The organism is Streptantibioticus silvisoli (assembly GCF_027947535.2).
Classification (GTDB): domain Bacteria; phylum Actinomycetota; class Actinomycetes; order Streptomycetales; family Streptomycetaceae; genus Streptantibioticus_C; species Streptantibioticus_C silvisoli.
Genome location: NZ_JAAGKO020000037.1, coordinates 63,830 through 86,120, shown reverse-complemented (window position 1 = coordinate 86,120; position 22,291 = coordinate 63,830). Strand labels below are relative to the sequence as shown.

Below are 22,291 nucleotides of genomic sequence, written 5' to 3'. Positions count from 1 at the left end.
GTTGCCCCTCCCCCCCCGCCCCCCACCACCCCCCACCCCCCCCCGCCCCACCCCCCCCCGCCCCCCCCAGGGCGGCGGGCGGGGGAGGGACGGGGTGGGGTGCGGTGAGGTGGCGGACGGAGGTGGAGGCTCACCGTCGGCGTGGTCTCCGGTGCGCCGACGGCGCCGCGTTCATGCGCAGCGCCGGGAGGAGCTGACCAACCCGAACGAGACGACCCCCGAGGGCACTCACCCCACCAAGCCGCCGCGGCCCGCGCGCTTCCGGTGTACGGCGCCCCTATCGGGCATAACGCGCAGTCCGCGGCCGGTCCGGTCGCCTCCGGATACGCGTGTGAAACGCACCCCCAATCCTTGGTATCGTTGCCCCATCGCAGCGGCCCGCCGCGCGGTACACCCCGTCCGGGTGGCGGAATGGCAGACGCGCTAGCTTGAGGTGCTAGTGCCCTTTATCGGGCGTGGGGGTTCAAGTCCCCCCTCGGACACGCAAGATCATCCTGAAGGTGCTGACCGAATCGGTCGGCACCTTTTGCGTTTCATGGTCGTAGGTGAGCACGGGCCCGAGCTGAGCCTCGGCTTTGTCCGCCGGATCCGACCGTCGAAGCACTCCGAGCAGGCCACCGAGTGCTTCGACGGCGTTGTTCCTTGCTCATCGGCCCCGGTGGCCCGTGGCGGCTGCTCAGAATGGCGAAGCCGGACCTCTGTGATCGCCCGCTCGGCCTGGGCCTCCCGGTTCCACCGTGCGACCGGCGGAGGCCCTGTTCGCCCTCGCACGCAGGCGGCAGAGCGCCATCGTGCAGGTGGGCGCAAGCCGGGACTGGCGGCGCCGGGCGGAATGCCGGGGCGCAGGCACTGGTGTTCGCGGATCGCCAACAGGCCGCGCCGCCTCGGGGCGGGTCTGCGACCGCGTGGCCGGAGCGTCGGCCGTCGGTGAAGAAACCGTATGAAAACTGCTGATGTGTCAGACCCATGTGTCAAGCTATGAGCGCAAGTTGACGGGAGTGGGCGTCCTCCGGGGGGAGCGATCGTGAAGTTCGACATGGGAAGCAACACGCTGTCGACGCTGGTGCAGCGGACGCAGGGGTCCGGTGAGGATCTGGGGGCGCTGATCAAGCAGTTGATCGCCGCCGCGCAACCGTTGGAGGGGAAGTTCAACGGTGCCGGCCGGCAGGCGTTCGACGCGTTCAAGGCGCAGTCGGACCAGATCACGGCGAATCTCAACAGCGCGCTGAGCGGGATCCTCGGTGGCCAGTCCGGCATGAGCAAGTCGTTCCAGACCGGCGACAGCGAGATGTCGGACACCGCCCGCACCACGATGGGATCGGCCAACTTCGACGCGGCACGGTTCAACGGCCGCTGAGTCGGGGCCGGTACGCCAGGCGGCGGCGACACGGTCAACAGCAAGGCAGGGGGAGACGATGAGTGGTTCGGCGGACCGGCGCAGCTACGACACGGCGGCGTCCGGGGAGGCGCAGGCGAACCTGGCGGTGGTCATCGCCAGGTTGGAGAGTCTGATCACGGAGCGGGACGGGCAGGTGAAGGCGGCGATGGCCGACTTCCAGGCCGACGGTGTCTCGCAGGAGTACCAGGCCAAGGAGCAGCGCTGGAACGGCGCGGCGGCCGAAGTGCGGTCGATCATCAACCTGGTGAAGTCGACACTGGAGAAGAACGACGCCACCGCGCAGCAGACGCTGTCGCGCGCGAAGGCCGCCGTCGACGGCATCGGCTGACGGGGCGCCGGGCCCGTACCGCGGGCAGCTGAGCGATCCGCGGCGGAGCGGACGCGACCGCCCGAAGGCCGGGGCCATGCGGCTGCGGTGCGGCCGCCGGACGCGGTCCGGGCGCCGGACGGCAGCCGGTCCCGGCTCGGTCGTCGGCGGCGCCGGCCGGTGGTCGCCTCGGCACGCGGAGAGGTCGGGGCGACGGTGCGAACGGGATGACGGTTCGACGGGGAACGGGGGACGGCTGATGGCGCACGGGCAGGGCGCGTGGGACATCGACCCGCAGGGCGTGAGCAGCGTGGTGGGCAAGGCGGCGACGAGCGCGGAGGCGTTGCAGGGCCAGGTCTCCGCATTCGGCCGGCACCTGGAGAACGCCGCGAACAATGCCGGCACGATCGACGCGGGCGGCGGCTCCGGGGCGGGCAAGGGCGGGCAGACCGGCGGACTGGTGGCAGTGGCGCTGGGGCAGTTCGCGGAGTCGGTGCAGGCGACGTTGAAGTTCATGGGCACCCGCAGCGGCGCGTCGCTCAACGGGGCGGTCGACGCCACCAAGGCGTACCTGGACGGCGACCTGACCATGGCCGCCGACGCCCAGCACAAGGCCCTCGGTGACACCGCACCGCCACCGGTGAAGCTGCCGCCGCAGTCGGCGGCCGGAGCGCCCGCCCCCTCGTCCGCCGGTCCGCGGCCCAGGGGCGCGCAGTGATCGATCCGGACGCGATACCCCAGTTCACCGGCAACGTCGACCAGCTCGAAGCCGACATCGCCGACCTCAAGGGCGACGGCACGGCCGTCGAGAAGACCGGCACCGACACGAACGCGGCCTTTCAGGGCCTGTCCGCCTACTACCAGGCGCCCGAGGCCGAGCAGCTGTTCGCCACGACCAAGCCCGTCGCCACCGCCGGCACCACCTTCCGGAGCGACCTGACCCGGGTCACCGGCGCCCTGTCGTCCTACGCCACCGAGATCCGCCCCATCGCGGCGAAACTCGCCGACCTCAAGGACCAGGCCCACACCTTCGTCAAGAGCGTCTCCGGTGACAAGGACTGGCAGTACGACGGCGGCAAGGTCGACCGGGACAACCAGCTGCGTACCGAGGTCGATGCCGCCGTTGCCGCGTTCTGGGACGCCGAGCGCCGCTGCGCCAACGCCATCGAGGCGGTCTTCGGGGGCACGCGGTTCACCGCCAACGACGGCAGCAACAAATCCACGATGTACGGCTACACCGCCAAGCAGTTGGACGGTGCGAAGGGGCTGCCGTGGGGCGACCCGGTGGAGCAGAAGTACCACTGGTACGACATCGGGCACTGGACCTGGTCGTTCATCAAGGGGTTCGTGGTCGACGGCCTGTGGGGCACGATCAAGGGGATCGGTGGCCTGGTCGGCTTCGAGGGCTGGAACACCCTCGTCAACTCCTGGAAGGGCCTGGGCGAACTCGGCATCGGACTGGCCTCCTACCAGTTCCTGCCCCCGCTCGGCCCCGGTGAGAAGGACCTGCCGGGCTGGCTGCGCGACAGCCGGCGGACGACGGTCGCGGCCGGCAAGGCCATGATCGGCTGGGACGAGTGGTCGAAGGACCCGGCCCGCGCGGCCGGAGGTGTCGTCTTCAACGTCCTGACGGTCGTGGCCGGCGGCGGCGAGGCCGACGGCGTCGAAGCCGCGGGCGACGCGGGCAAGGCGTCCGCAGCCGCCCGCGCGATGGGCGCCTTGAGCAAGGCCGGCCGCTTCGTCGACCCCATGACGTACGTCGGCAAGGGCGCCGGCTTCGCGTTCGGCAACCTCGCGAAGATCCCCAAGGTCTCCATTGCTCTCGACGGCCTGTCCAAGGCCAAGGCGGTCACGGTCACCAGGCTCGGCGACCACCTCACCAACCTCCGCACCCATCTGTCCGGCGGCGATCCGCACCTCCCGGCGGGCGAACCCTCCGGCACCCTCGTCGCCGGACCCGACGGCACGATCCACCTGCCCGACGGCTCCCGCCTCACCCCCGACGGCCACTACCACCTGCCCGACGGGACGACGGCCACCGTGCCGTCGGACGAACTCGCCCACGGCATCCACCTCCCGACCAGCGACCCCGCCCACGAACTGGTCGGCGCGCACGCCGGGCCGGGCGGCCTGACGCACACCGCCGGCGGAGCCGACGACCACACGTCCCGGGGCGAACTCGGTACCCACCCCTCGGGTCACGCCTCCGCCACCGGCGACCGGGGTGGTGCTTCCGTCACTCATATCGGCGACGGTGGTCCCGGACACGGCGGCACAGGAGGCATGGGTGGTCACGGTGGAGGAGGCGGTGACGACACCCCGCCACCGCACGAGGGCGCGGACGGTACTCACCGCTCCGGTGACGACGACCTACACCACGCTCTGGGCAAGGGCCCCGAAGCCCGGACCGCCGAGGAACGCAAGGTGGTCATGGACCATCAGGTCCACCGGGCGAACACGGACCCGAAGTACTTCAGGGAACACTACAAGTCCAACGGCAACCGCAAGGACCTGGAGCACACCGATCCGGAGACGGGAACGACTCCTCCGCAGCTCATGAAACCAGGTGGCGGGCGCACCTGGATCTCCGTACACGACGCCCCTGAACCGCTGCCGCCGAAGTTCCACGACGACAGACCCGTCGTCGGGTTCCGCGACGACCTGTCCGGCCACGCGGCGCACACGCTCGACAGAGCGGCGCACAGCCGCCACGAGGCCATCGTCAAGGACAAGGCCGCCGAGACGAAGCTGGGCGATGCGAAGAAGGCCTATGAAGCACATCCCACCCCGGCGCATCACCAGGCGTTCCAGGACGCCAAGACCGAGCACACCCCGCTGCACCGGGACATGGCGAAGCTCAGCGAGAACTACGGCGAAGCCATCGCCAAACACCACGTCATCCCCGGGCACTACGAGGGCGCCGTCCAGGAGACGCTGCACGGTCCGGCCAACGGCAACGACCAGTTCGACCAGGTGTGGCGGACGAAGGACGGCCACTACGTGGTGGTTGAGGCCAAGAGCAGCCTGACGACGAAGCTCGGGGCCCGGAATCTGGCCGACGGCGTCCGGGTCTCCCAGGGCACGCGGCCGTATTTCGACGACATCCTCAAGCAGATGCAGGACCGCGGTGAAGACCATCCGTCGGAGGCGGCCCTCGCGAAGAACCTCAAGGCCGCCCTGGCACAGGGCAAGGTCGAATACATCCTCGTCAAGGGCAACGAGAACGCCGGCAGATACGCCGGCTACAGCATGTGGAAGTTCGACATCGACTGAACCGGCTCCGGTAGGACCACCACCCCCATGAACTCGCCAGCCCGCGGAGGGCCGTAGGGCCCCTGGAGCCCGGGCGGGACACCGGCCCGGGCGGGGCGGGGCCCGTGGGCGGCCCGCAGCGCCGGGGCGGCCTTACGCTGACCGAAGCACCTCATCGACCGAGTGGGAGCCACCGATGACCGCGCACGTTTCCCGTCACGGCAGGGAACGGACCGATGACACCTACGCCAACACCCTTCGGGAGTCCGTCGCCGAGGGCGTCGACCGGCTCGAACAGTCGCCCCGGATGTTCCAGAACGAACTGGACACGGCCTCACTCCACCTTCAGGCCCGGTTGTCGCTGAACCCCTCGGGCTCGAAGATCGAGTCGTGGGAGGCGATGGTCACGGCGATGCAGATCAGTTCGGCGATGTTCGCCGCCGCGGGCGAGACCACAGGGGTCGTGGAGTGCAGGATCGCCGACCGGATCCGGGCGATCCCGGCCACCGGCCCCCAGTACTACACCCATCCGGGCACATGGATCACCGCCTTCTGGTACGCGGTCGTCTGCCGTGATCAGCAACGGATGAACCAGCTGTGCGGCTTCGGTCTCGACGAGCTTCGCGCGTCGGGGGCGACGATCGACGAGTTCCAGTACTCCTGGGTGGACACCCTCCAGACGTACTGGACGGAACGTCCGGGCCTGGTGGAGAAGCTGACGGCGACGCTAGGGGGATCGCATCCCGACATCGCGGGCGTCGCCCCCAGGGATCTGCTGGACCAGCAACTGTATCCGCCGATCAACCTCTTTCACCGGTTCGTCCGGGGCGATCACGACGGTTTCAATGAGGCGTTGCTGGAGGCCCTCGAACTGCACAAGGCGTACTGGACCGCAGAGGAGGATCGTGAGCGGTCCGTGTCCGGTCTCCTCGCCCTCGGCCCCCTCGCCATCACCTGCCTCGCCTACGACGCCGGCTTTCCCATCGAGGTCGAATCCCCCTATCTCCCCAAGTACTTCCTCAACCGCGAGTGGCTCGGGGAGTTCCCCACCTGACCGGGGGAACAGCGCGGCACGAACGCGTCTCGAACGTAGACGTTCCGTGCACCTGTTCGCGGGGTGTCGTACCCCCGGAGGAACATGGTGCTGGATGGAGAAAGGGGGTGCCATGGCGCGGGAGTTCGACAGTCAGCTGCTGGAGTCCGTCGCGGTGCGGCGGCGGCGGATGCGGGACGCGCTGGTGTTCGGAGGCGCCCGGTCGCGCCGGTCGGTGGACGAGAATCTGGGCAAGGTGTTCGGGGGGATCGCGTTGACCGCCGTGCTGTGCGCGGGGTGCGTGGGCTGGTCGTTCGTCTCGCACCGGCTTCTGCACCATCCGTCCGCCGGTTCGGCCGCGTCCGCCCCCGCCGCACCCGCGGGCGCGTCCGCGGGCCGATGACAGGTTCGGGGAAATGGTGATCATGGATGCCGGGCGGGGATCCCGGCTCAGCCGGGTGACGCTGGTGGGGCGCCGGCGCCGGGTGGACCTGGTCCTCCCCTCGGACGAACCGGTGGGGCGTTTCCTGCCGGACGTACTGGAGTTGCTCGACGATCGGCCCGAGGATCCGCCGGTGTCGCGCCACCTGGTGACGGCGGCGGGGACGGTGCTGCCGCAGGACGGCTCGCTGGCCTCCGCCGGAGTGAGCGACGGAGCCGTGCTGCGTGTGGTGCGCGCCCAGTACGCACCGGCCGCGCCCGTGGTGCACGACGTGACGGACGAGGTCGCCGAGGACGCCGCACTGCGGTCGTGGACCTGGTCGCCGTCCGCCCGGCGCTGGACCGCCGCGGCCCTGTCGGTGCTGCTGGCCCTGACGGCGGCGGTGCTGGCCTGGCGCAGTGCGGGACCGGCGACGGTCGGACCCTGGTCGGCGGCGGTCGCCGCCACGGCGGTCACCGCGGGAGCGGCGGCCACCAGGCTCGGCCACCGCGGCGCGGGCAACCGCGGTCTGGGCGCGGCCCTGCTGGCGATCGGCGGGGTGTTGGGGCTGCTGGCCGTGGCGGCGCTCGCGGCGGCGCACGGATGGCCGGTCGCCGCCGGCGGCGCGGGAGCGGTCGCGGTCGCGGTGCTGGCTCTGGCGCTGCTCGGCGCGCTGACACCGGTCGGGCGCGGCGGACTGATGGGTGCCGGGGCGTTGCTGGCGGCGGGCGTGGCCTGGGAGGCGGTGACCCTGGCGGTGGGCGGGGACATGGCGGTGTTCCGGGAAGCGCGGGTCGGTGCGGTCGTCGCCGTGGTCTCACTGGTGGCGCTCGGTCTGCTGCCCAGGTTCGCCCTGCTGACCGCGGGGTTGACGAGCCTGGACGACCGGCGGGCCGGCGGTGTGACGGTTGGCCGGTACCAAGTGGAGACGGCGCTGGCCGCGGCGCACCGAGGGCTGGCGATGGCCACCGTGGTGACGGCCGGCTCGGCGGCTGCCGCCGGTTGGTTGGCCGCCGGTACGCCCGGATGGTGGTCGGCGGCTCTGTGCCTGGTGGTCGCGGTGGTGCTGTCGTCGCGGGCACGGGCGTTCCCGCTGACGGTCGAGGCGATCGCGCTGCACCTGGCGGCAGCCGTGGTGCTGGTGCGGCTGGTCGCCGTGTGGCTCGGCGGTAGGAGCGGCACGGTGTGGCCGGTACTGCTGCTGTGCGGGGTGGCGCTCGCGCTGCTGGCCGTGCTCGCCCTCCAGCCGCCGGACCACGTCCGGGTGCGGTTGCGGCGGGCGGCGGACCTGGCGGAGGCGGTCGGCGTGGTCGTGCTGTTCCCCCTGCTGATCGGGGTGTTCGGCTTGTACGCGCGGTTGCTCGGCGCGTTCTGACGGAACGGGACGGGCCGGGCGACCGGCGCGTGGTGAGGGGATGACGCGGGTGTCCGCAGACGACTGGCAGCGTGCTGTGCTGCGCGAGATATCCGGCGGCGGCCCGCGGGGCGGCGACCCGTCCGCCGTACGACCGGGGACTGCGGCTGAGACCATGCAGTACGGCGCCGGGCCGTCGCTGGCCAAGGCGCCTGCCGTGCCCGTCGTCGCACCGGACCGCTCGCCGCAGCCGGTCCCGCCGCTGGCTCCCGAGGTGGCGGCTCTCGCGACCGGCAGGCCGGTCCGCGGTGACGCCGCCGCGGCGCGGGCCCTGCGGGCGTTGCGCTCCCTGTTCGCCTCCTCGTCCGCCGCCGACGTGGAGCGGGCCAAGCGGGTCGCCGCCGTGTTGCAGAAGCCGGTGACCACCGGGCGGCAGATCGTGGTGACCAGTGTGCACGGCGGGGCCGGCAAGACGACGCTCGCGGCGCTGCTGGGGACCGTCTACGCGCATCACCGGCCGGACCCGGTGCTGGTGGTGGAGGCCAACCCCACGCTCGGCACGCTGCCGGTGCGCCTGGGGGCACCGGTGTTGCGCTGGTCGGCGGACGAGTTCGCGAAGGTGGTCACCCCGCACATGCGGTTCGACCAGCTGATCGGTTACCTCGTCGGGCTGCCGGACGGCGGCTGGCTGCTGCCCGGCAGCAAGGGGCAGATCGGGGCCCAGTTGTCGCTGGCCGACTACCAGCGGGTGGCGGTGGCCGTGCGGCGGTTCTTCGCGATCACGGTGGTCGACTGCCAGACTCTGCCGGGTGAACTCGCCCGCAGTGCGATGGCCGGGGCACAGGCACGGGTGCTGGCCACCCCGGCCACCCCGGAGGGCGTGGCCGCGACGCGAGCGGTGCTCGACTGGATGGCGGGGCTGCCGCGTCCGATGCTGCGCGGCACCGTCGTGGCGCTCACGCAGCCCGGTCCGCGGCCGGCGCTGAACGCCGAGCGGGCTGCGGAACTGCTGGGGGGCGGTGACGTGCGGGTGGTGCCGATGCCGTACGACCGGCACCTGGCCCGCGGCGGCAGGATCAGCACCGGGCTGCTGGGCCGGGCGACCCACGAGGCGGTCACCTTGCTGGGCGCGGACCTGCTCGACCTCGCGACCCGGCGGTGAACGCCGGCGCCCCGGCCGGACCGGGCAGGACACGGAGCAGTGGATCGGCTCGCGGGACACGCGGACGCGGGAGGAAGCAGGGATGACGACCCGACTGGTCCACCGGCCGGCGCGCGGGACACGGCAGTCGGCGGACGGGACGCCGCGTGTCGTCGAGGCGCCGCCCAACCTTCCGGAGGGCAAGACCGGCGGGCTGACCCAAGTGCTGGTGCCGATCACCGGCGTCATGAGCAGCATGGTCATGATGACGGTGATGCGCGGCGGCGCGTACGCGGCCATCGGCCCGGTGGTCCTGCTGGTCACGCTGGCGACCAGCGGGGGCATGCTGCTGTCGCAGCGCGGCAAGGCCCAGCGCACCCGGCGCCAGCAGCGCGAGCGGTACCTGGAGTACCTGGAGGGGCTGCGCGAGGAGCTGGGCGGGCAGGAGCGCAAGCGGCGCGCCGCCGGGCAGGTGCTGAACCCGCAGCCGGAGGCGTTGTACGACGTGGTGCGCGATCCGGCGCGGCTGTGGGAGCGGCGCCGCACCGACGCGGACTTCCTGCGGGTCCGCGTGGGGACCGGTGAACTGCCCTTGGTGCGGCTGACGTTGGCCAGGTCGTCGGGGAGCGTGCTGACGCCGCCGGACCCCTTCATGCTCAACGAGGCGAACGCGCTGCTGCACCGCTACAACCAGGGCACCGGAGTGCCGGTCCCGGTGCCGCTGGACCGGGCCGGCGAGGTCGCCGTGGTCGGCCCGCGCGAGGAGGCGATGACGGTGGTGCGGGCGCTGCTGACGCAGACGGCGGCGCTGCACGCGCCGGACGACGTGGCGGTTGCGGTGGCGTGTCCGGTGGAGCGGCTACCGGAGTGGGAGTGGGTGAAGTGGCTGCCGCATGCTCTGGACGGCCGCCGGGCGGACGGCCCGGTTGCCGTGCGGCGGATCGCGCCGGACCTGCCGGCGCTCGGTGCGCTGCTCGCCGACGACCTGCGGGAGCGGGCGACGCACGCGGCGGAGATACGGCGCGGGCTGCCGGGCGGCGACGCCTCCGTGCAGGGCTCGCGGCTGCTGGTGATCAGCGACGGCCATGGTGCGGTTGCGGGGCGACTGCCGCTGCCGGACGAGGCGGTGGGCCTGCCCGAGATGGGCGTGACGGTGGTGCACCTGCTGGCGGAGCGGACCGACGAGCCGGGGCAGGTGGCCGCCCGGGTGACGGTCTCGGACGGCGAGGCGGTCGTGGAGGATCTGCGCGGCCCGGAGCGAGTCGTCGCGCACGCGCGAGTGGACGCGGTGCCGGAGGCGATGGCGGAGGGCCTGGCGCGGATGCTGGCGTCGGTGCGGCTGTCGGCGGACTCCGTGGCGGACGACGGTCCGGCCGGCCCTGCGCTGCCGTTCCCGCAGCTGCTGGGCATCGACGATCCAGGGGCCCTGGACCTGCCGCGGTTGTGGGCGCCGCGCGGGGAGCGGTCGTTCCTGCGGGTGCCGATCGGGCTCACCGACGACCGGCGGCCGCTGCTGCTCGACCTGAAGGAGGCGGCGGAACTGGGCATGGGCCCGCACGGCCTGTGCGTCGGGGCGACCGGCTCCGGCAAGAGCGAACTGCTGCGCACCCTGGTGCTGGCCCTGGCGCTGACCCACCGCCCGGACGACCTGGCGATGATGCTCGTGGACTTCAAGGGCGGCGCCACCTTCGCACCGTTCGCCGGACTCCCGCACGTCACCGGGCTGATCACGAACCTCGTGGACGACGCCGGGCTGGTGGAGCGGGCCCACGCCAGTCTCGCCGGGGAGGTGCTGCGCCGCCAGCAGGTCCTCAAGGACGCGGGCGACGTCGCCGACATCTCGCAGTACGCGGCCGAACGCCGCGAACGCCCGTCCCTGCCGCCGCTGCCGCACCTGCTGGTGGTCATCGACGAGTTCGGTGAACTGCTCACCGCCAAGCCGGAGTTCATCGAGCTGTTCCTGTCGATCGGACGCATCGGCCGCAGCATCGGCGTGCACCTGCTGCTGTCGAGCCAGCGGATCGAGTCCGGCAAGCTCAAGGGCCTGGACACCTACCTGTCGTACCGGCTGGGGCTGCGCACCTTCTCTGCCGAGGAGTCACGCACCGTACTGGACACGGCGGACGCGTTCACCAACCTCCCGCCGCTGCCCGGCTTCGGCTACCTCAAGGTCGACACCTCCTCCTACGAGCGCTTCAAGGCCGGTTACGTCTCCGGCCCCTACCGCGGTTCGGTGGCGCCGGCGGCGCGGGACGACGGGCCCGCAGTCCTGCCCTACCCGGCGTTCAACACGCTCGGCGGCCCGGCGCCGGACGCGGCCGGGGACGAGCCGGCGGTGCCGCGGCGAACCGTGGGGGCGACCGAACTCGCCGTCATGGCGGCGCAGTTGCGCGATGCGGCCGAACCGGTGGAGCGGATCTGGCTGCCGCCGCTGCCTTCCGCGATCGCCCTCGACGCGGTCGCCGGCACGCTCGATGTCACCGAGGACGGTATGCGGCTGACGGACCAGCGGCCGGGCGCGCTGCGGGCGCCGCTGGGCCTGCTGGACGACCCGGCCCGGCAGTGGCAGGGCACCTGGACCGCCGACCTGAACCGGGCCGGCGGCCACCTCGCGGTCATCGGCGGACCGCAGTCCGGCAAAACCACGCTGCTGCGCTCCCTCGTGCTGTCCCTGGCCCTCACCCACACCCCGCGCGAGGTGGGCTTCTACGCCGTGGACCTGGCCGGTGGCGGCCTCCAGGCGCTGGCCGGCCTGCCGCACACCGGCGGTGTGGCCGGGCGCTCGGACCGGGAACGGGTGCGGCGCACCGTCGAGGAGGCGCACGGGATGCTGCTGGAACGCGAGGAGGCGTTCCGGGCACACGGGATCGACTCCGTCACTCAGCTGCGCACCGCGCGTGCGACCGGTCGGCTGTCCGAACTGCCGTGCACCGATGTGGTGTTGCTGATCGACGGCTTCGGCTCGCTGCGCAAGGACTTCGAAGAGGTCCAGGAGATGATCGAGGCGCTGCTGTTGCGCGGCGGAGGCTACGGCATCCACGTGGTCGCGGCCATGGGCCGCTGGAACGACGTACGAATAGCCGACCAGGCGGCGTTCGGCACCCGGTACGAGCTGCGGCTCAACGACCCAGGAGACTCCTGCGTCGACCGCACGCTCGCCACCTCGCTGCGCAAGGCACCGCCCGGCCGGGTGCTCACCGACGACAAGCTCGTCGCGCAGGTGGCGCTGCCCCGGGTGGACGGCCGCGCCGATACCGACGACCTCGGCACGGCGGTGGAGTCGACCGCCGAGGGCGTCGCGATGGCTTGGACCGGTGAACGAGTGCGCGCGGTAAGGGTGCTGCCGCCGCTGCTGGCGTTGTCGGCGCTGCCGGGAGCGGCCCGCGAGCCCGGGCGGGTCCCGATCGGCCTGGACCAGAACGCGCTGGCACCGGTGCTCCTCGACCTGTTCGGCCGCGACCAGCACCTGCTGGTGTTCGGCGACGACGAGTGCGGCAAGACCAACCTCCTGCGGCTGATCGCCCGCGGCCTGACCGAGCGGTACACCGACGAGCAGTTGGTGTTCGCCGTGATGGACCCGCGCCGCGGACTGCGCGAGGTGGCGCCCGAGCCGTATCGGGGCGGCTACGCCCACAACTCCCGGGTGGCCGCCGCGCTGGCGACAGGTGTCGCCGGCGAACTGGCCAAGCGCCTGCCGGACGACCTCGACCCCGCCGACCAGCAGGCGGAGCCGGCCGCCTTCTCCGGACCGCGCGTCGTCGTGCTCGTCGACGACTACGACATGCTCACCACGGCCGGTCAGCAACCCCTCACCCCGTTCCTGCCGTTCGTCCCCTCAGCGCCCGACATCGGACTGCACTTCGTCGTGTGCCGCCGGGTGGCCGGCGCCTCGCGGGGGCTCTACGACCCGTTCCTCCAGGCACTGCGGGAAAGCGGGACGTCGGGACTGATCCTGTCCGGCGACCGTACCGAGGGCCAACTGCTCTCCGGGATCACCGCGAGCACGCAGCCACCGGGTCGCGGAACGCTCGTGCGGCGCGGTGAATCGCCGCGCCTGGTGCAGACGGCGCTCATGGTCGGGGAGACGGGATGAACCGCCCCGGACCGATCGCCCCCGCCCCTTCAGCCGTCGCCTCGTACCCCCGGGACCGCACGTGACGACCGACCTCATCGCCCTCACCCGGCGGATGCCCGATCCCCGCACTCTCGCCGCCGCGCTGGCCGCGACCGGACCGGACCTGCGCCTGCGCTCCCTGGGCGACGGCTCGGTCCTGCAGCTCTGCGACGAACAGGGCCGCCCGCTGCTCTCGGTGGAGGCACCGATCGACGTGCGGGTGCCGGGCGAGACCGCCCGGCTGCTCGGCGCGGACGCCTCGTCCGACGGGCCGGTGTGGTGGACCGAGGCACGGGCCGCCACCGGCGTCCCGGCCGCCGAGGCGCTCGCCGCCACGTTCGTCAGCCACCTCGCCGGCGCCCTCGACGGCCAGGTCCGGCCCCCCGACCGCCGGGTACCGGTCTCCGCCGCCCTGCCGGAGACCGCCGTGCCGCCGTCCGCCCCGGAACCGGTCGCGGCGCAGCCCGCCGTCGACGTCCTCACCGAACGCGCGGCCGTCGCCATCCAGGACCGGCCGGTCATCGCCCTGACCAGCTGGCTCGCCGACGCCTACGCCGGCTGCGCCGCGACCCACCGGGCCCTGCAGATCGTCACCCCGCCCGGCTCCCGGCTCACCATGCCCCTGCGCACCGTGCTGTCCGGGCCGCCGAACCGCTGGGTCGTCCGCGACGAGGCCTGCGGCTACTACGACGGCCTCACCGGCGCGGTACTGCGCTGGCAGGACGGCCACTTCCGGCCCCCGGGCGATCCGGAGTCCGGCGGCAACCCGATGGCTGCGGCCTTCACCGGCCCGGAGGCGGAGGGTGCCGGCCAGGTACTGCTGTCCTTCCGCACCTCGCGCCCGGCCGACGAGGAGATGCTGCTCGGCGGCGCCTTGGAGGAGGCCTTCCGCATCCTCACCGGCGAGCCGCCGGCCGGCTGGGGCACGTCGGAACCCGCCGCCCTCCCGTGGTCGCGGGACCGGCTCACCCGGCTCGCCCGCTCCCGGATGCCGGACGGCAGCTGGTTCACCGTCGTGGGCGGCCCCGACCGTGCGGCGATCGCCACGCTGCGGGTGGCCCGCACTCCCGACGGCGTCGACGAGGAGGCCGTCCTCGCCGTGGGCCACACCGCGCAGGACGAGATCCCCCGCGCCGGCTTCCACTCCCTCGCCGCCGAACTGACCGCGCACCACGGCCTGGTCTCGCTCGTCGCCCAGTGCCGCGCCGCCCGTGCCGACCTCACCGTTCCGTCGCATTTCGAACCCGTACCGGTCCCGCTGGCCTTCGCCCTCGGCCCGTCAGCCGTCGCGGAAGTCGGCCCGGACCACGCCCGCGGCGCCCCCATCCACCCCCGCACCCTCTCCGCACCGGACGGCCCCGGCCTGTACTTCGACCTCGTCCCGTCCTCCGGCGTACCGTCGGCCGCCGTCGGCTACGACACCTTGCAGGGGCTCATGCGGTACCTGCAGGGGGGTGGGGCGGGGTGAGATGCGGCACCGCCGGCCGACGGGCCGTCACCACTCACGGTCCGGGCCAGCTACTCCAGGGAGCACGCTGTGCGCCGCGCCAGTGCGTGTGCGAACTGGTCAAGTCCCCCTCGGAGACCTTCCGTGCCAGTGCCGGTCGACTTTCGATCGGCACTGTTGCGTCGCCTGGTCGTACGTGAGCGTGAGCCCGAACTGACGGTAGGCCCCGGCATTGTCCTCGGGTTCCGCACACCGAAGCGCTTGAAGTGCCCCCGCCGAGAGCGTCCACGATGCCGCGGTTCTGTTCCTTGCCCATTCGCCTCCGGGTTTCCTGGCCGATTCCGGTCGTGGCCATGCGGGCTTCCGCGATCGCCCGCTTCTCCTGGACCTCCCGGCTCCACTGTGCGACCAGCATCGGGTCGGCCCCGGCTTCGAGGGCGGCGCGGTGCTGGCCGCCGTTGCGGTGATCGCCGGTCCGGCCACCCGCCCTGCGGAGCGCCGTCCTGCGCGGGACGGAACGGCATGGTGCCGTCCTTTGGCACGGATCTGCCAGAATGCCCGCTGGCCCATCAGCGGTGACCGTCATCACCGTGCGCCGGGCCGCACCCCGCGCCACCGCCCCCACGGCACCTGCGCCGCACGCGCCGTCCTGCGACGGCCCCCACCGTGACGCCGCGCTCCCCTCCTCACGCTGGAGTAGACATGCGCAGACCACGCCCCCTGACCGGGGCGGCCCTCGCCGCGTTCACCGTGACCGCGGCCGTCACCGGCTTCGGCGCCGGACCGTTCGCGGTCGCGGACACCGGGTCGGGCGACCTGTACGTCAGCAACGCCGCCGCGTGCGACGACACCGGTCCCGGCACGCAGGCGGAGCCGTTCTGCTCGGTCCAGGCCGCCGCTGACGTCGTCGTTCCGGGTCAGACGGTACTGATCGACAACGTTTTCACCACAGTCAAGCCGTTCGCTGCCGTCACCCTGACCAGGTCGGGAACGCCGGCACAGCCCGTCACGTTCGAGGCCGACCCGCGGTCGGGCAACGGTCGCATCGAGCTCGTCTCGCCGCAGGGCACCGTCCCGTTGACGCTCCAGGACGTCCACGACGTGACGGTGCGGGGCCTCTCGATCGGCCGCTTGGCCGACGCCGTGGACGTCACCGGCTCGCAGGACGTCACGCTCGACCGACTGGACATCACCGACCTCGCCGGGTACGGCGAGGGCGACGACGTCCGGATCGACGGCGCGTCCTCCGGCGTGACGGTCTCGCGCAGCACGCTGGGCTACACCGCCGAGCAGAGTCACGCGGTGCAGGTCTCGGCCGGCGCTCGCGACATCACCGTCACGACCAACGTCATTCCCGGCACGCAACTGAGTTCCGTGGCGCTGGACGGCACGACCGGCGCCTCCATCACCAGCAACTCCATGGACGACAACTGCCACACCGAGATCGCACTGACCGGCGGCACCACCGGCACCGTCGAGAACAACTTGCTCGCGTCCGCCAAGAACACCGAGAGCCCGGCCTGCCCGGACACCCCCGTCGTGTCCGTGGACGCCTCGTCCGCTCCCGGCGTGACCGCCGACTACAACGATTTCGACGCTGCCAACGCCGCCAACCGCGCCGCCTACTCCTGGGCAGGCACCGCCTACACCACTCCCGCCGACCGCGCCGCGGCCACCGGCGACGGCACCCACGACGGCTACGCTGCCTCCTTCGTCCTGCCGACCGGGATCACCGACCCCGTCGGCATCGACGCCGCCAACGCCGACGCGCCCGGCGAACTGCCCACCGACATCAACGGATACCGGCACGCCGACGACCCCATCGTCGCCAACACCGGCGCCGGGAGCGTGAGTTACGCCGACCGCGGCGCCTTCGAGAACCACGACGCCATCACCGTCCCGGCTGCGGAGGCAGCCTCCCCGGCACAGCACACCGTCCCGTTCACCGCCACCGTGCCCCTCGGCGACGCCACCAGTACCTGGGGCGAACCTCTCACGTACTCCGTGGACTTCGGCGACGGCAGCACCCCCGTCACCGGTGACGCCAACAGCCCGGCGCAGCACACGTACACCACGTCCGGGGCGTTCACGGAAACCGTCACCGTCACGGATGCGGACGGGGTGACGCAGACGCGTTCCACGCCAGTCGTGGCCGCGACGGACGTGCCGGCGTCCCCGGCCCTGGCGGCGCACACCGGGCGGGTGCCCGGGACCATCGACACCCAGACGATCTTCACCGCCGCGACCACCGCGGACTTCGAAATGGCCTCGCAGACCATCGACTTCGGCGACGGGACCACCGGGACCTTCTCCGCCGGCCAGGTAGCACACCCTTACACCGCGCCCGGCGTCTACACCGCCACGTTGACCAGCACCGATGTGCTCGGCCGCGTCACCACCGCCGCGACCGTGGTCACCGTGACCGACAGCGTCGCGCCGGTAGGCGGCGCGCAGCGGGTCACCGCCACGATCCGCGCCCACGGCACCGGATACTTCGGGGGGTCATACCTGGGAGACAGGGGCGAGAACCCGGTCGAAGTGCGGGTCAACGCCACCGGAGCCACGGACGGCGGCTGGCTGACCGCGTACTCGGGCTCCGGCACCCGACCGTCCGCCTCCACGCTGAACTTCCCCGCCGGGCACAGCGCCTCCAACCAGGAGACGGTCACCCCCTCCCTCGACGGCGACATCGCCGTCTACAACGGCGCCGACTCGACCGTCACTGTCAGCATGGAGAAGATCGGCGACTTCGAGCCGGACGACAACAGCGGCTCCTACCACCCCACCAGTCCCGTCACCCTGCTCGACACCCGAAACGGCACCGGCGGCATCACCGGCCCGGTCGGCGCCGGAAAATCGGTCACCGTGCAGATCGCCGGGAAGAACGGAGTCCCCGCGAACGCCGACGCCGTCACCCTCGATGTCGCGGAAAACACCACGAAGGCGTCCGGTTCGCTCACGGTGGCCCCGGACGGCAGAAGCGAGTGGGGCGTCACCGCCTCGTACTGGGCGGCCGGTGAATCCGTGACGAACCTGGTCACCGTCCCACTGACCGACGGCAAGGTCACGCTGACCGACAACAGCAGCGGCTCCGCCAACCTGATCGCGGCGCTGGACGGCTGGTACAGCTCCGACGCCACCGGTTCCGGCGCCTGGCCGGTCACGCCGACGCGGGTGCTCAACACGCAGACGGGCCTGGGCGAAACCGGCGGCAAGCCGCTCAAGCTCGCCCCCCACGCCACCCTCAAGGTCAAGGTCGCCGACACCGCCGGACTGCCCGCCGCCGTTCTGACCGCGGCCGACCTCAACCTCACCGTCTCCGCCCCCACCGCCTCCGGCTGGCTCGTCGCCTACCCCGACGGCACCACCCGCCCCACCGCCGGCGCCATCAACTACACCAAGAGCCACACCATCGCCGGCCAGGCCGTGATCAAGGTGGGCGGCGACGGCTTCATCGATCTGTACAACCCGACCTCGACCGCCATCGACGTATTCGCCGACATCCACGGCGGATACCTGCCGATGAGCTGACTGACGAGGACGCCGGGCGCCCCAGCAGAACAGGTCCGCCGGGGCGCCCGGCAATTCACGGGTACGTCGTCCGGCTCTGCTGGGCACCGCCGACGATGTTGTGGTGAGACAGGGACAGGAGCGATACGGAGTTGGTACCGGCGCTCCAGTCCGGGGTGGAGAGGCTGTGCACGGCTGCGCCGACCCCGCACAGACGGACGCATCGTTCCGCATCGGCGGATTCGGCAAGCCCGACCGGGGGTCGACGTGTCCTACGACTTCTCCGCCCTCGCTGAGCAGTTGCCGGACCTGCTGGACGGCTTGCGCTCCGGTTCCGGGGCGGAGATCGACCTGTACTCGGAGGGAGTCGAGCGGACGCTGACGTTCCGGAGGGACGGAGTGACCGCGTGGGTCGGCTGCGTCCCCCGTACCGGTGGACGCCGAATCCGACCGTCGAGCACGTGCCGCACGCCGAACTGCTGGCGATGTGCGATCGGCCGGCGCACGACTTCGCCGCGTGGCTGGCCGCGGTCGGCCCGGCAGTGGCGGAACTCGCGCCGTTCACCGCCTGGCAACCCGGACGCCTGGCGCATAGCAGTCACCGGCAGACCGCCAACCTGAGCAGGACGGACCCATGATCCTGCACTTGTCCGGCGCAGGGAGCGAACTCTGCCAAGGCCAGCGCCGTCCGCCGCCCGAGCGCGTGGGCGTAGCGTTCAAGTCCCCCCTGGGACCCGACCACTGTGCACATAGGTGCTGGCTGAACTTCGGCCAGCACCTATCACGTTTCATGGTCATAGATCAGGATCGGACCGAGTTCGTGGTAGACCTCGGCCTCGCCCTCGGGCGCGGCCTTCCGCAGGACGTTCAGCAGTCCGCCGAGCGCTGCCACGATGCCGCGGATCTGCTCGCGCCCCATCCGTCCGCCCGTCGGCTGCCGACTTCCGATCATGGTGAGGTGGGCCTCGGCGACAGCGCGCTCGGCCTGGACCTCTCGGCTCCACCGCTCGACCAGGACCGGGCCGGCGCCTGCTTCCAGAGCCGCCCGGTGACGGGGTGGTCGAGCTTGTTGGCGATGGCGTACTCGTTGGGGAAGCGGTAGCGGTAGTGGGCGCGGCCGTTGTTCCGGTTGCTCTGCATCCGGCGTCCGCACTGAGCGTGCAGCAACCGGCTCTTGAAGGCGTAGGCGTGCCGGGTGCGCAGGGTGCGGCCGGTCGATGTGGCGCTGCGGGCGGTCGGGCGGGGCTGGTCGGGGGCGGCACGCCTCCGTTGTCCCCGCACCGCCCGCCGGGGATCGGCAACCCTTGACCGAACGCCCCGCGACTCGCATGGAGCGGCGGCCGCACAACCGCGCGCCCGGGGACCGCCTGGCGCTCCGGGAACCCCCGGCGCCCCAGGACCGGGCGGCCAGGCGCGGATGCGCTGGTCGGAAGGCCCGCGCGGGACGGGGTGGCGGGGCCAGGCCCTGCCCCACGCCTCGTCGCCCCGCCCCGCGCCGGACCGGCAGAATCACCGCCTTCGTTATTCGCTGACGCCTGCCGTTGGCCTTCCGTTAACATGTTCGATCGCGCGGAGATCGCCCTCGCCGCCCGTTCTCGATGCCGCCCGCTCTCGATCGGAAAAGACGCCGTTCGTCCTGAAATGCCACCTATCCATGCACAGCTGACCGATCGACCGGACATTGATATCTCACGCTTCACACGTACTGGCCCGCACAGGCCGCCGGACCGCGCTCGCCGTACGGCACCGGCCGCGGGTCCTGCTGTGGCCCCTGGCGGGTGTGGCGGTCCTCGGGTTCCTCGTGGCGCTGGAGGTGGCCGCCCGCCACTACGGCGTGTCCGGTCCGCTCACCCGGCAGTCGCGCGAGCTGGTGTTCGCCCCGGACTCCGGACCGCTGCTGTACGCGGGGCTGGCGCTGACGATGGTGGTCCTCACCTGGCGGCAGCGGTTCCTCGCGCTCGGCGCCGCGATCGGCATCGACCTGGTCTTCTGGCTGGTGCGTCTGCTGTTCGACGCCCCGGAGAACTTCGGCAACGGAGCGCTGTGGGTGATCCTGGGCTGTGCGGTGATCGCGGTCACCCGCCGCACCGGCACGGAGCGGACTCTGCTGCTCAAGGGTGTCGGGCTGGGGCTGCTGCTGGTGGCCGGCCACAAGACCGGTGACACCTGGCTGCTCATCACCGCCCGCAGCCGCCCGACGGTGCTCGACCCGTACGTGGCGACCGTCGACCACGCGCTGGGCAATCCGTCGTGGCTGGTCGGGCGGCTCGTCACGGACAGCGGCCCGGTCGGCTCCCACCTGCTCGGCCTGGTCTACGGGCAGCTCCCCCTGGCCGCCGCGGTCGTCGCGCTGTACCAGTTGCGCAACGTTGTGACCGAACGCCGCTTCCCCGCCCACCACCTGGTGCGCACCTTCCTGGTGATAGGGCTGGTCGGGCCGGCGGTGTACATGCTCTTCCCGACCGTCGGGCCGGTCTTCGCTTTCGGCGCCGGCGGCGGGCACTGGGCGGTGGCCGACGTGTGGCCCCACACGGTGCCGCCGATCGGCTCGCCGCACGGCATCCCGTTCGACGCGATCACCCCGCGTAACTGCATGCCCAGCCTGCACACGGCCTGGGCGACCACCTTGTTCATCCACTCCCGCAAGGGCCCGCGGGCGGTGCGCTGGGCGGGCGCGTTCTGGCTCGTCGCCACGCTGGTGGCCACCCTGGGGTTCGGCTACCACTACGGCGCCGACCTCGTGGCCGGCGCCGTGTTCGCGCTGACCATCGAGGCGGCGATGCGCTCGCTCGCCCGGGGTTGGGACCGCTCGGCGAGCCTGCTGGTCGCCTACGGCTCGACGGTCTTCGCCGCGCTCCTGGTCGCCTACCGCTGGCTGCCGGTGGAGATGGCCCGCTACCCGCGGCTGTTCGGCCCGCTGCTCATCCTGGTGCTGGCGACGGTGATCATCGGCTACGTGCGGACCACGGAACGCTGGGAGTTCGCGGTCGTGATGGCGCCGGAACTGAGCCCCGAACCGGTCTGAACCCCGAACCGGTCTGAGCCCCGAACCGGTCTGAGCCCCGAGCCGGTCTGAGCCCCGAACCGGTCTGAACCCCCGAGCCGGGCCGAGCCCGAACCGGTATGAGCCGCACCGGAGCCGCACTCCGCAGCCGGGTCCGGACCGGTCCGGACCGCACGGTGTCGAACCCGCAGGCGGTCGGCTCGGAGCCGCGATCGACGCGCCCGGGGCCACGGTCCACGGTCGGCCGGAATCTCGTCGCGGTCGAGGCGCCGGGCCTTCCCGCCTGACCGGGCCGTACGGCCGCGCCCCCGCACCGCCGCGCCCCCGTACCTCCGCGCCCCCGCACCGCCATCGCCGCACCCCGCACCGCCACCGCCATCGCCGCACCCCGCCCCCGCGCCCCGCACCCCCCGCACCCCCCGCACCCCCTCCCCAAGGCGCCGGCCCCTATCCCCGGCGAAAGCTGTGAAGAGTTGGTGCGCCTCCACGGCCCGGAGTCGAACTCGCCAACCCTGGTGAACGGTCGCTTATATGATGAATGGTGAGGTTGCCCACGGGGGAAACGGGGGGTGGCGACGTCATGTCCATCAACCTGCCGCACTGGCTGGCGGAGGTCGTGAACCTGCTCGGGTTCAACTGGCCCGAGATCGACGAGGATCAACTGCACGACGCCGCACGGGAGTTGCGGTCGTACGCGCAGCAGTGCGAGGACTCGCACAACACCACGCACCGGGTGGTGACCGGTGATCTGCCGCAGGTCTACGCGGCGCAGTCCTACACCGCGCTGGCGCAGGCGTGGGCGGGGCAGACGTCGGGGCACATGAAGACGCTGATCACCGTCTGCCGTGATCTGGCCGAGGCGTTGGACGTCGCCGGTGACGGGGTGACCGTGATGAAGGGCGCCTGCCTGACCCAACTGGCCATCGCCTCGGCGGAGTTGATCGGCGACCAGGTCGCCGCGGTCGCGACGCTGGGGTTGTCGGAGGCTGCCGCGGCCGCGGAGATCGAGGTGCAGAACCGGCTGATGAACGGCATCCTCCAGCGTTTCGAGCAGGAGGTCATCGGCGTTCTGGTGTCCAAGGTGACGGGGCCGTTGAAGGAGCAGATGGACGCGGCGGTGGAGAAGCTGCTGTTCGCCGAGGTGGCGCACGTCGCCGTCGGGGGTGCCCCGCCGGGGCTGAAGATCGACACCGCCGCCATGCGCGGGCACGGCGACACGATCCTCACGCAGGCCGAGCAGAACCTGTCCGGCGGCAAGGCGTTCGGCAACCGCGTCACCGCACTCACGTTCACCACCGGGGGCTGAACC

At 72.3% G+C, this 22,291-nt stretch carries 16 protein-coding genes and 1 tRNA gene; 15 read left to right on the top strand and 2 right to left on the bottom strand.

All coding sequences use genetic code 11. The features are described from left to right. Positions 1–397 precede the first annotated feature (397 nt). From POF43_RS22950 to POF43_RS22890, 13 genes are all read left to right on the top strand, one after another. A tRNA-Leu gene (locus POF43_RS22950) sits at positions 398–482 on the top strand. Positions 483–1,024: 542 nt separating this feature from the next. Next, complete coding sequence (locus POF43_RS22945) at positions 1,025–1,357, top strand: hypothetical protein (RefSeq protein WP_271312519.1); 333 nt, start codon at positions 1,025–1,027, stop codon at positions 1,355–1,357. Positions 1,358–1,415: 58 nt separating this feature from the next. Next, positions 1,416–1,727: a pore-forming ESAT-6 family protein gene (locus tag POF43_RS22940; RefSeq protein ID WP_271312518.1), complete on the top strand. Its 312-nt coding sequence runs from the start codon at positions 1,416–1,418 to the stop codon at positions 1,725–1,727. Positions 1,728–1,965: 238 nt separating this feature from the next. Next, the gene (locus tag POF43_RS22935; protein WP_271312517.1) at positions 1,966–2,424 is read left to right on the top strand and encodes a DUF6507 family protein; all 459 of its coding nucleotides are present in this window, start codon (positions 1,966–1,968) and stop codon (positions 2,422–2,424) included. Beyond that, on the top strand, positions 2,421–4,979 hold the full coding sequence (locus POF43_RS22930) for a hypothetical protein (protein WP_271322046.1): 2,559 nt from the start codon (positions 2,421–2,423) through the stop codon (positions 4,977–4,979). Before POF43_RS22935 ends, POF43_RS22930 begins: the two co-directional genes overlap by 4 nt. A gap of 175 nt (positions 4,980–5,154) precedes the next feature. Beyond that, positions 5,155–6,012, top strand: coding sequence for an immunity 49 family protein (locus tag POF43_RS22925; RefSeq protein ID WP_271322045.1), 858 nt, complete (start codon positions 5,155–5,157; stop codon positions 6,010–6,012). Between the two features lie 112 nt (positions 6,013–6,124). Then, positions 6,125–6,394, top strand: coding sequence for a hypothetical protein (locus POF43_RS22920; RefSeq protein ID WP_271312514.1), 270 nt, complete (start codon positions 6,125–6,127; stop codon positions 6,392–6,394). A gap of 13 nt (positions 6,395–6,407) precedes the next feature. Further along, positions 6,408–7,787 (top strand): type VII secretion integral membrane protein EccD, encoded by a 1,380-nt coding sequence (eccD, locus tag POF43_RS22915; RefSeq protein WP_271322044.1) that lies wholly within the window; start codon positions 6,408–6,410, stop codon positions 7,785–7,787. A 49-nt stretch (positions 7,788–7,836) separates the two neighbouring features. Beyond that, positions 7,837–8,928, top strand: coding sequence for a CpaE/TadZ family protein (locus POF43_RS22910; protein WP_271322043.1), 1,092 nt, complete (start codon positions 7,837–7,839; stop codon positions 8,926–8,928). An 82-nt stretch (positions 8,929–9,010) separates the two neighbouring features. Further along, entirely contained in the window at positions 9,011–13,000 is a 3,990-nt protein-coding gene (gene eccCa / locus POF43_RS22905; protein WP_271322042.1) for a type VII secretion protein EccCa, read from the top strand. A gap of 61 nt (positions 13,001–13,061) precedes the next feature. Beyond that, complete coding sequence (locus POF43_RS22900) at positions 13,062–14,489, top strand: DUF6177 family protein (RefSeq protein WP_271322041.1); 1,428 nt, start codon at positions 13,062–13,064, stop codon at positions 14,487–14,489. Positions 14,490–15,170: 681 nt separating this feature from the next. After that, positions 15,171–17,999, top strand: coding sequence for a PKD domain-containing protein (locus POF43_RS22895; protein WP_271322040.1), 2,829 nt, complete (start codon positions 15,171–15,173; stop codon positions 17,997–17,999). 386 nt (positions 18,000–18,385) lie between these two features. Then, positions 18,386–18,616, top strand: coding sequence for a hypothetical protein (locus POF43_RS22890; RefSeq protein ID WP_271318837.1), 231 nt, complete (start codon positions 18,386–18,388; stop codon positions 18,614–18,616). A 143-nt stretch (positions 18,617–18,759) separates the two neighbouring features. Here POF43_RS22890 and POF43_RS22885 read toward each other — a convergent pair whose 3' ends face one another. Then, positions 18,760–18,930, bottom strand: coding sequence for a hypothetical protein (locus POF43_RS22885; protein WP_271322039.1), 171 nt, complete (start codon positions 18,928–18,930; stop codon positions 18,760–18,762). Then, positions 18,927–19,118 (bottom strand): hypothetical protein, encoded by a 192-nt coding sequence (locus POF43_RS22880; RefSeq protein ID WP_282704725.1) that lies wholly within the window; start codon positions 19,116–19,118, stop codon positions 18,927–18,929. The genes POF43_RS22885 and POF43_RS22880 overlap by 4 nt, the downstream gene beginning before the upstream one ends. Before the next feature lie 619 nt (positions 19,119–19,737). Here POF43_RS22880 and POF43_RS22875 point away from each other — a divergent pair. Both POF43_RS22875 and POF43_RS22870 read left to right on the top strand, forming a co-directional pair. Further along, positions 19,738–21,003: a phosphatase PAP2 family protein gene (locus POF43_RS22875; RefSeq protein ID WP_271322047.1), complete on the top strand. Its 1,266-nt coding sequence runs from the start codon at positions 19,738–19,740 to the stop codon at positions 21,001–21,003. 559 nt (positions 21,004–21,562) lie between these two features. Beyond that, a complete protein-coding gene (locus POF43_RS22870; protein ID WP_271317628.1) occupies positions 21,563–22,288 on the top strand; it encodes a WXG100-like domain-containing protein in 726 nt (241 codons plus the stop codon). Positions 22,289–22,291 lie beyond the last annotated feature (3 nt).

Bases quoted from the DNA above. Each gene is read 5' to 3' on its own strand.
- POF43_RS22895 (WP_271322040.1), top strand. From the start codon at position 15,171: ATGCGCAGACCACGCCCCCTGACCGGGGCGGCCCTCGCCGCGTTCACC.
- POF43_RS22870 (WP_271317628.1), top strand. From the start codon at position 21,563: ATGTCCATCAACCTGCCGCACTGGCTGGCGGAGGTCGTGAACCTGCTC.
- eccD (WP_271322044.1), top strand. From the start codon at position 6,408: ATGGTGATCATGGATGCCGGGCGGGGATCCCGGCTCAGCCGGGTGACG.
- POF43_RS22885 (WP_271322039.1), bottom strand. From the start codon at position 18,930: ATGATCGGAAGTCGGCAGCCGACGGGCGGACGGATGGGGCGCGAGCAG.
- POF43_RS22935 (WP_271312517.1), top strand. From the start codon at position 1,966: ATGGCGCACGGGCAGGGCGCGTGGGACATCGACCCGCAGGGCGTGAGC.
- POF43_RS22940 (WP_271312518.1), top strand. From the start codon at position 1,416: ATGAGTGGTTCGGCGGACCGGCGCAGCTACGACACGGCGGCGTCCGGG.
- POF43_RS22920 (WP_271312514.1), top strand. From the start codon at position 6,125: ATGGCGCGGGAGTTCGACAGTCAGCTGCTGGAGTCCGTCGCGGTGCGG.
- POF43_RS22925 (WP_271322045.1), top strand. From the start codon at position 5,155: ATGACCGCGCACGTTTCCCGTCACGGCAGGGAACGGACCGATGACACC.
- POF43_RS22880 (WP_282704725.1), bottom strand. From the start codon at position 19,118: ATGCAGAGCAACCGGAACAACGGCCGCGCCCACTACCGCTACCGCTTC.
- eccCa (WP_271322042.1), top strand. From the start codon at position 9,011: ATGACGACCCGACTGGTCCACCGGCCGGCGCGCGGGACACGGCAGTCG.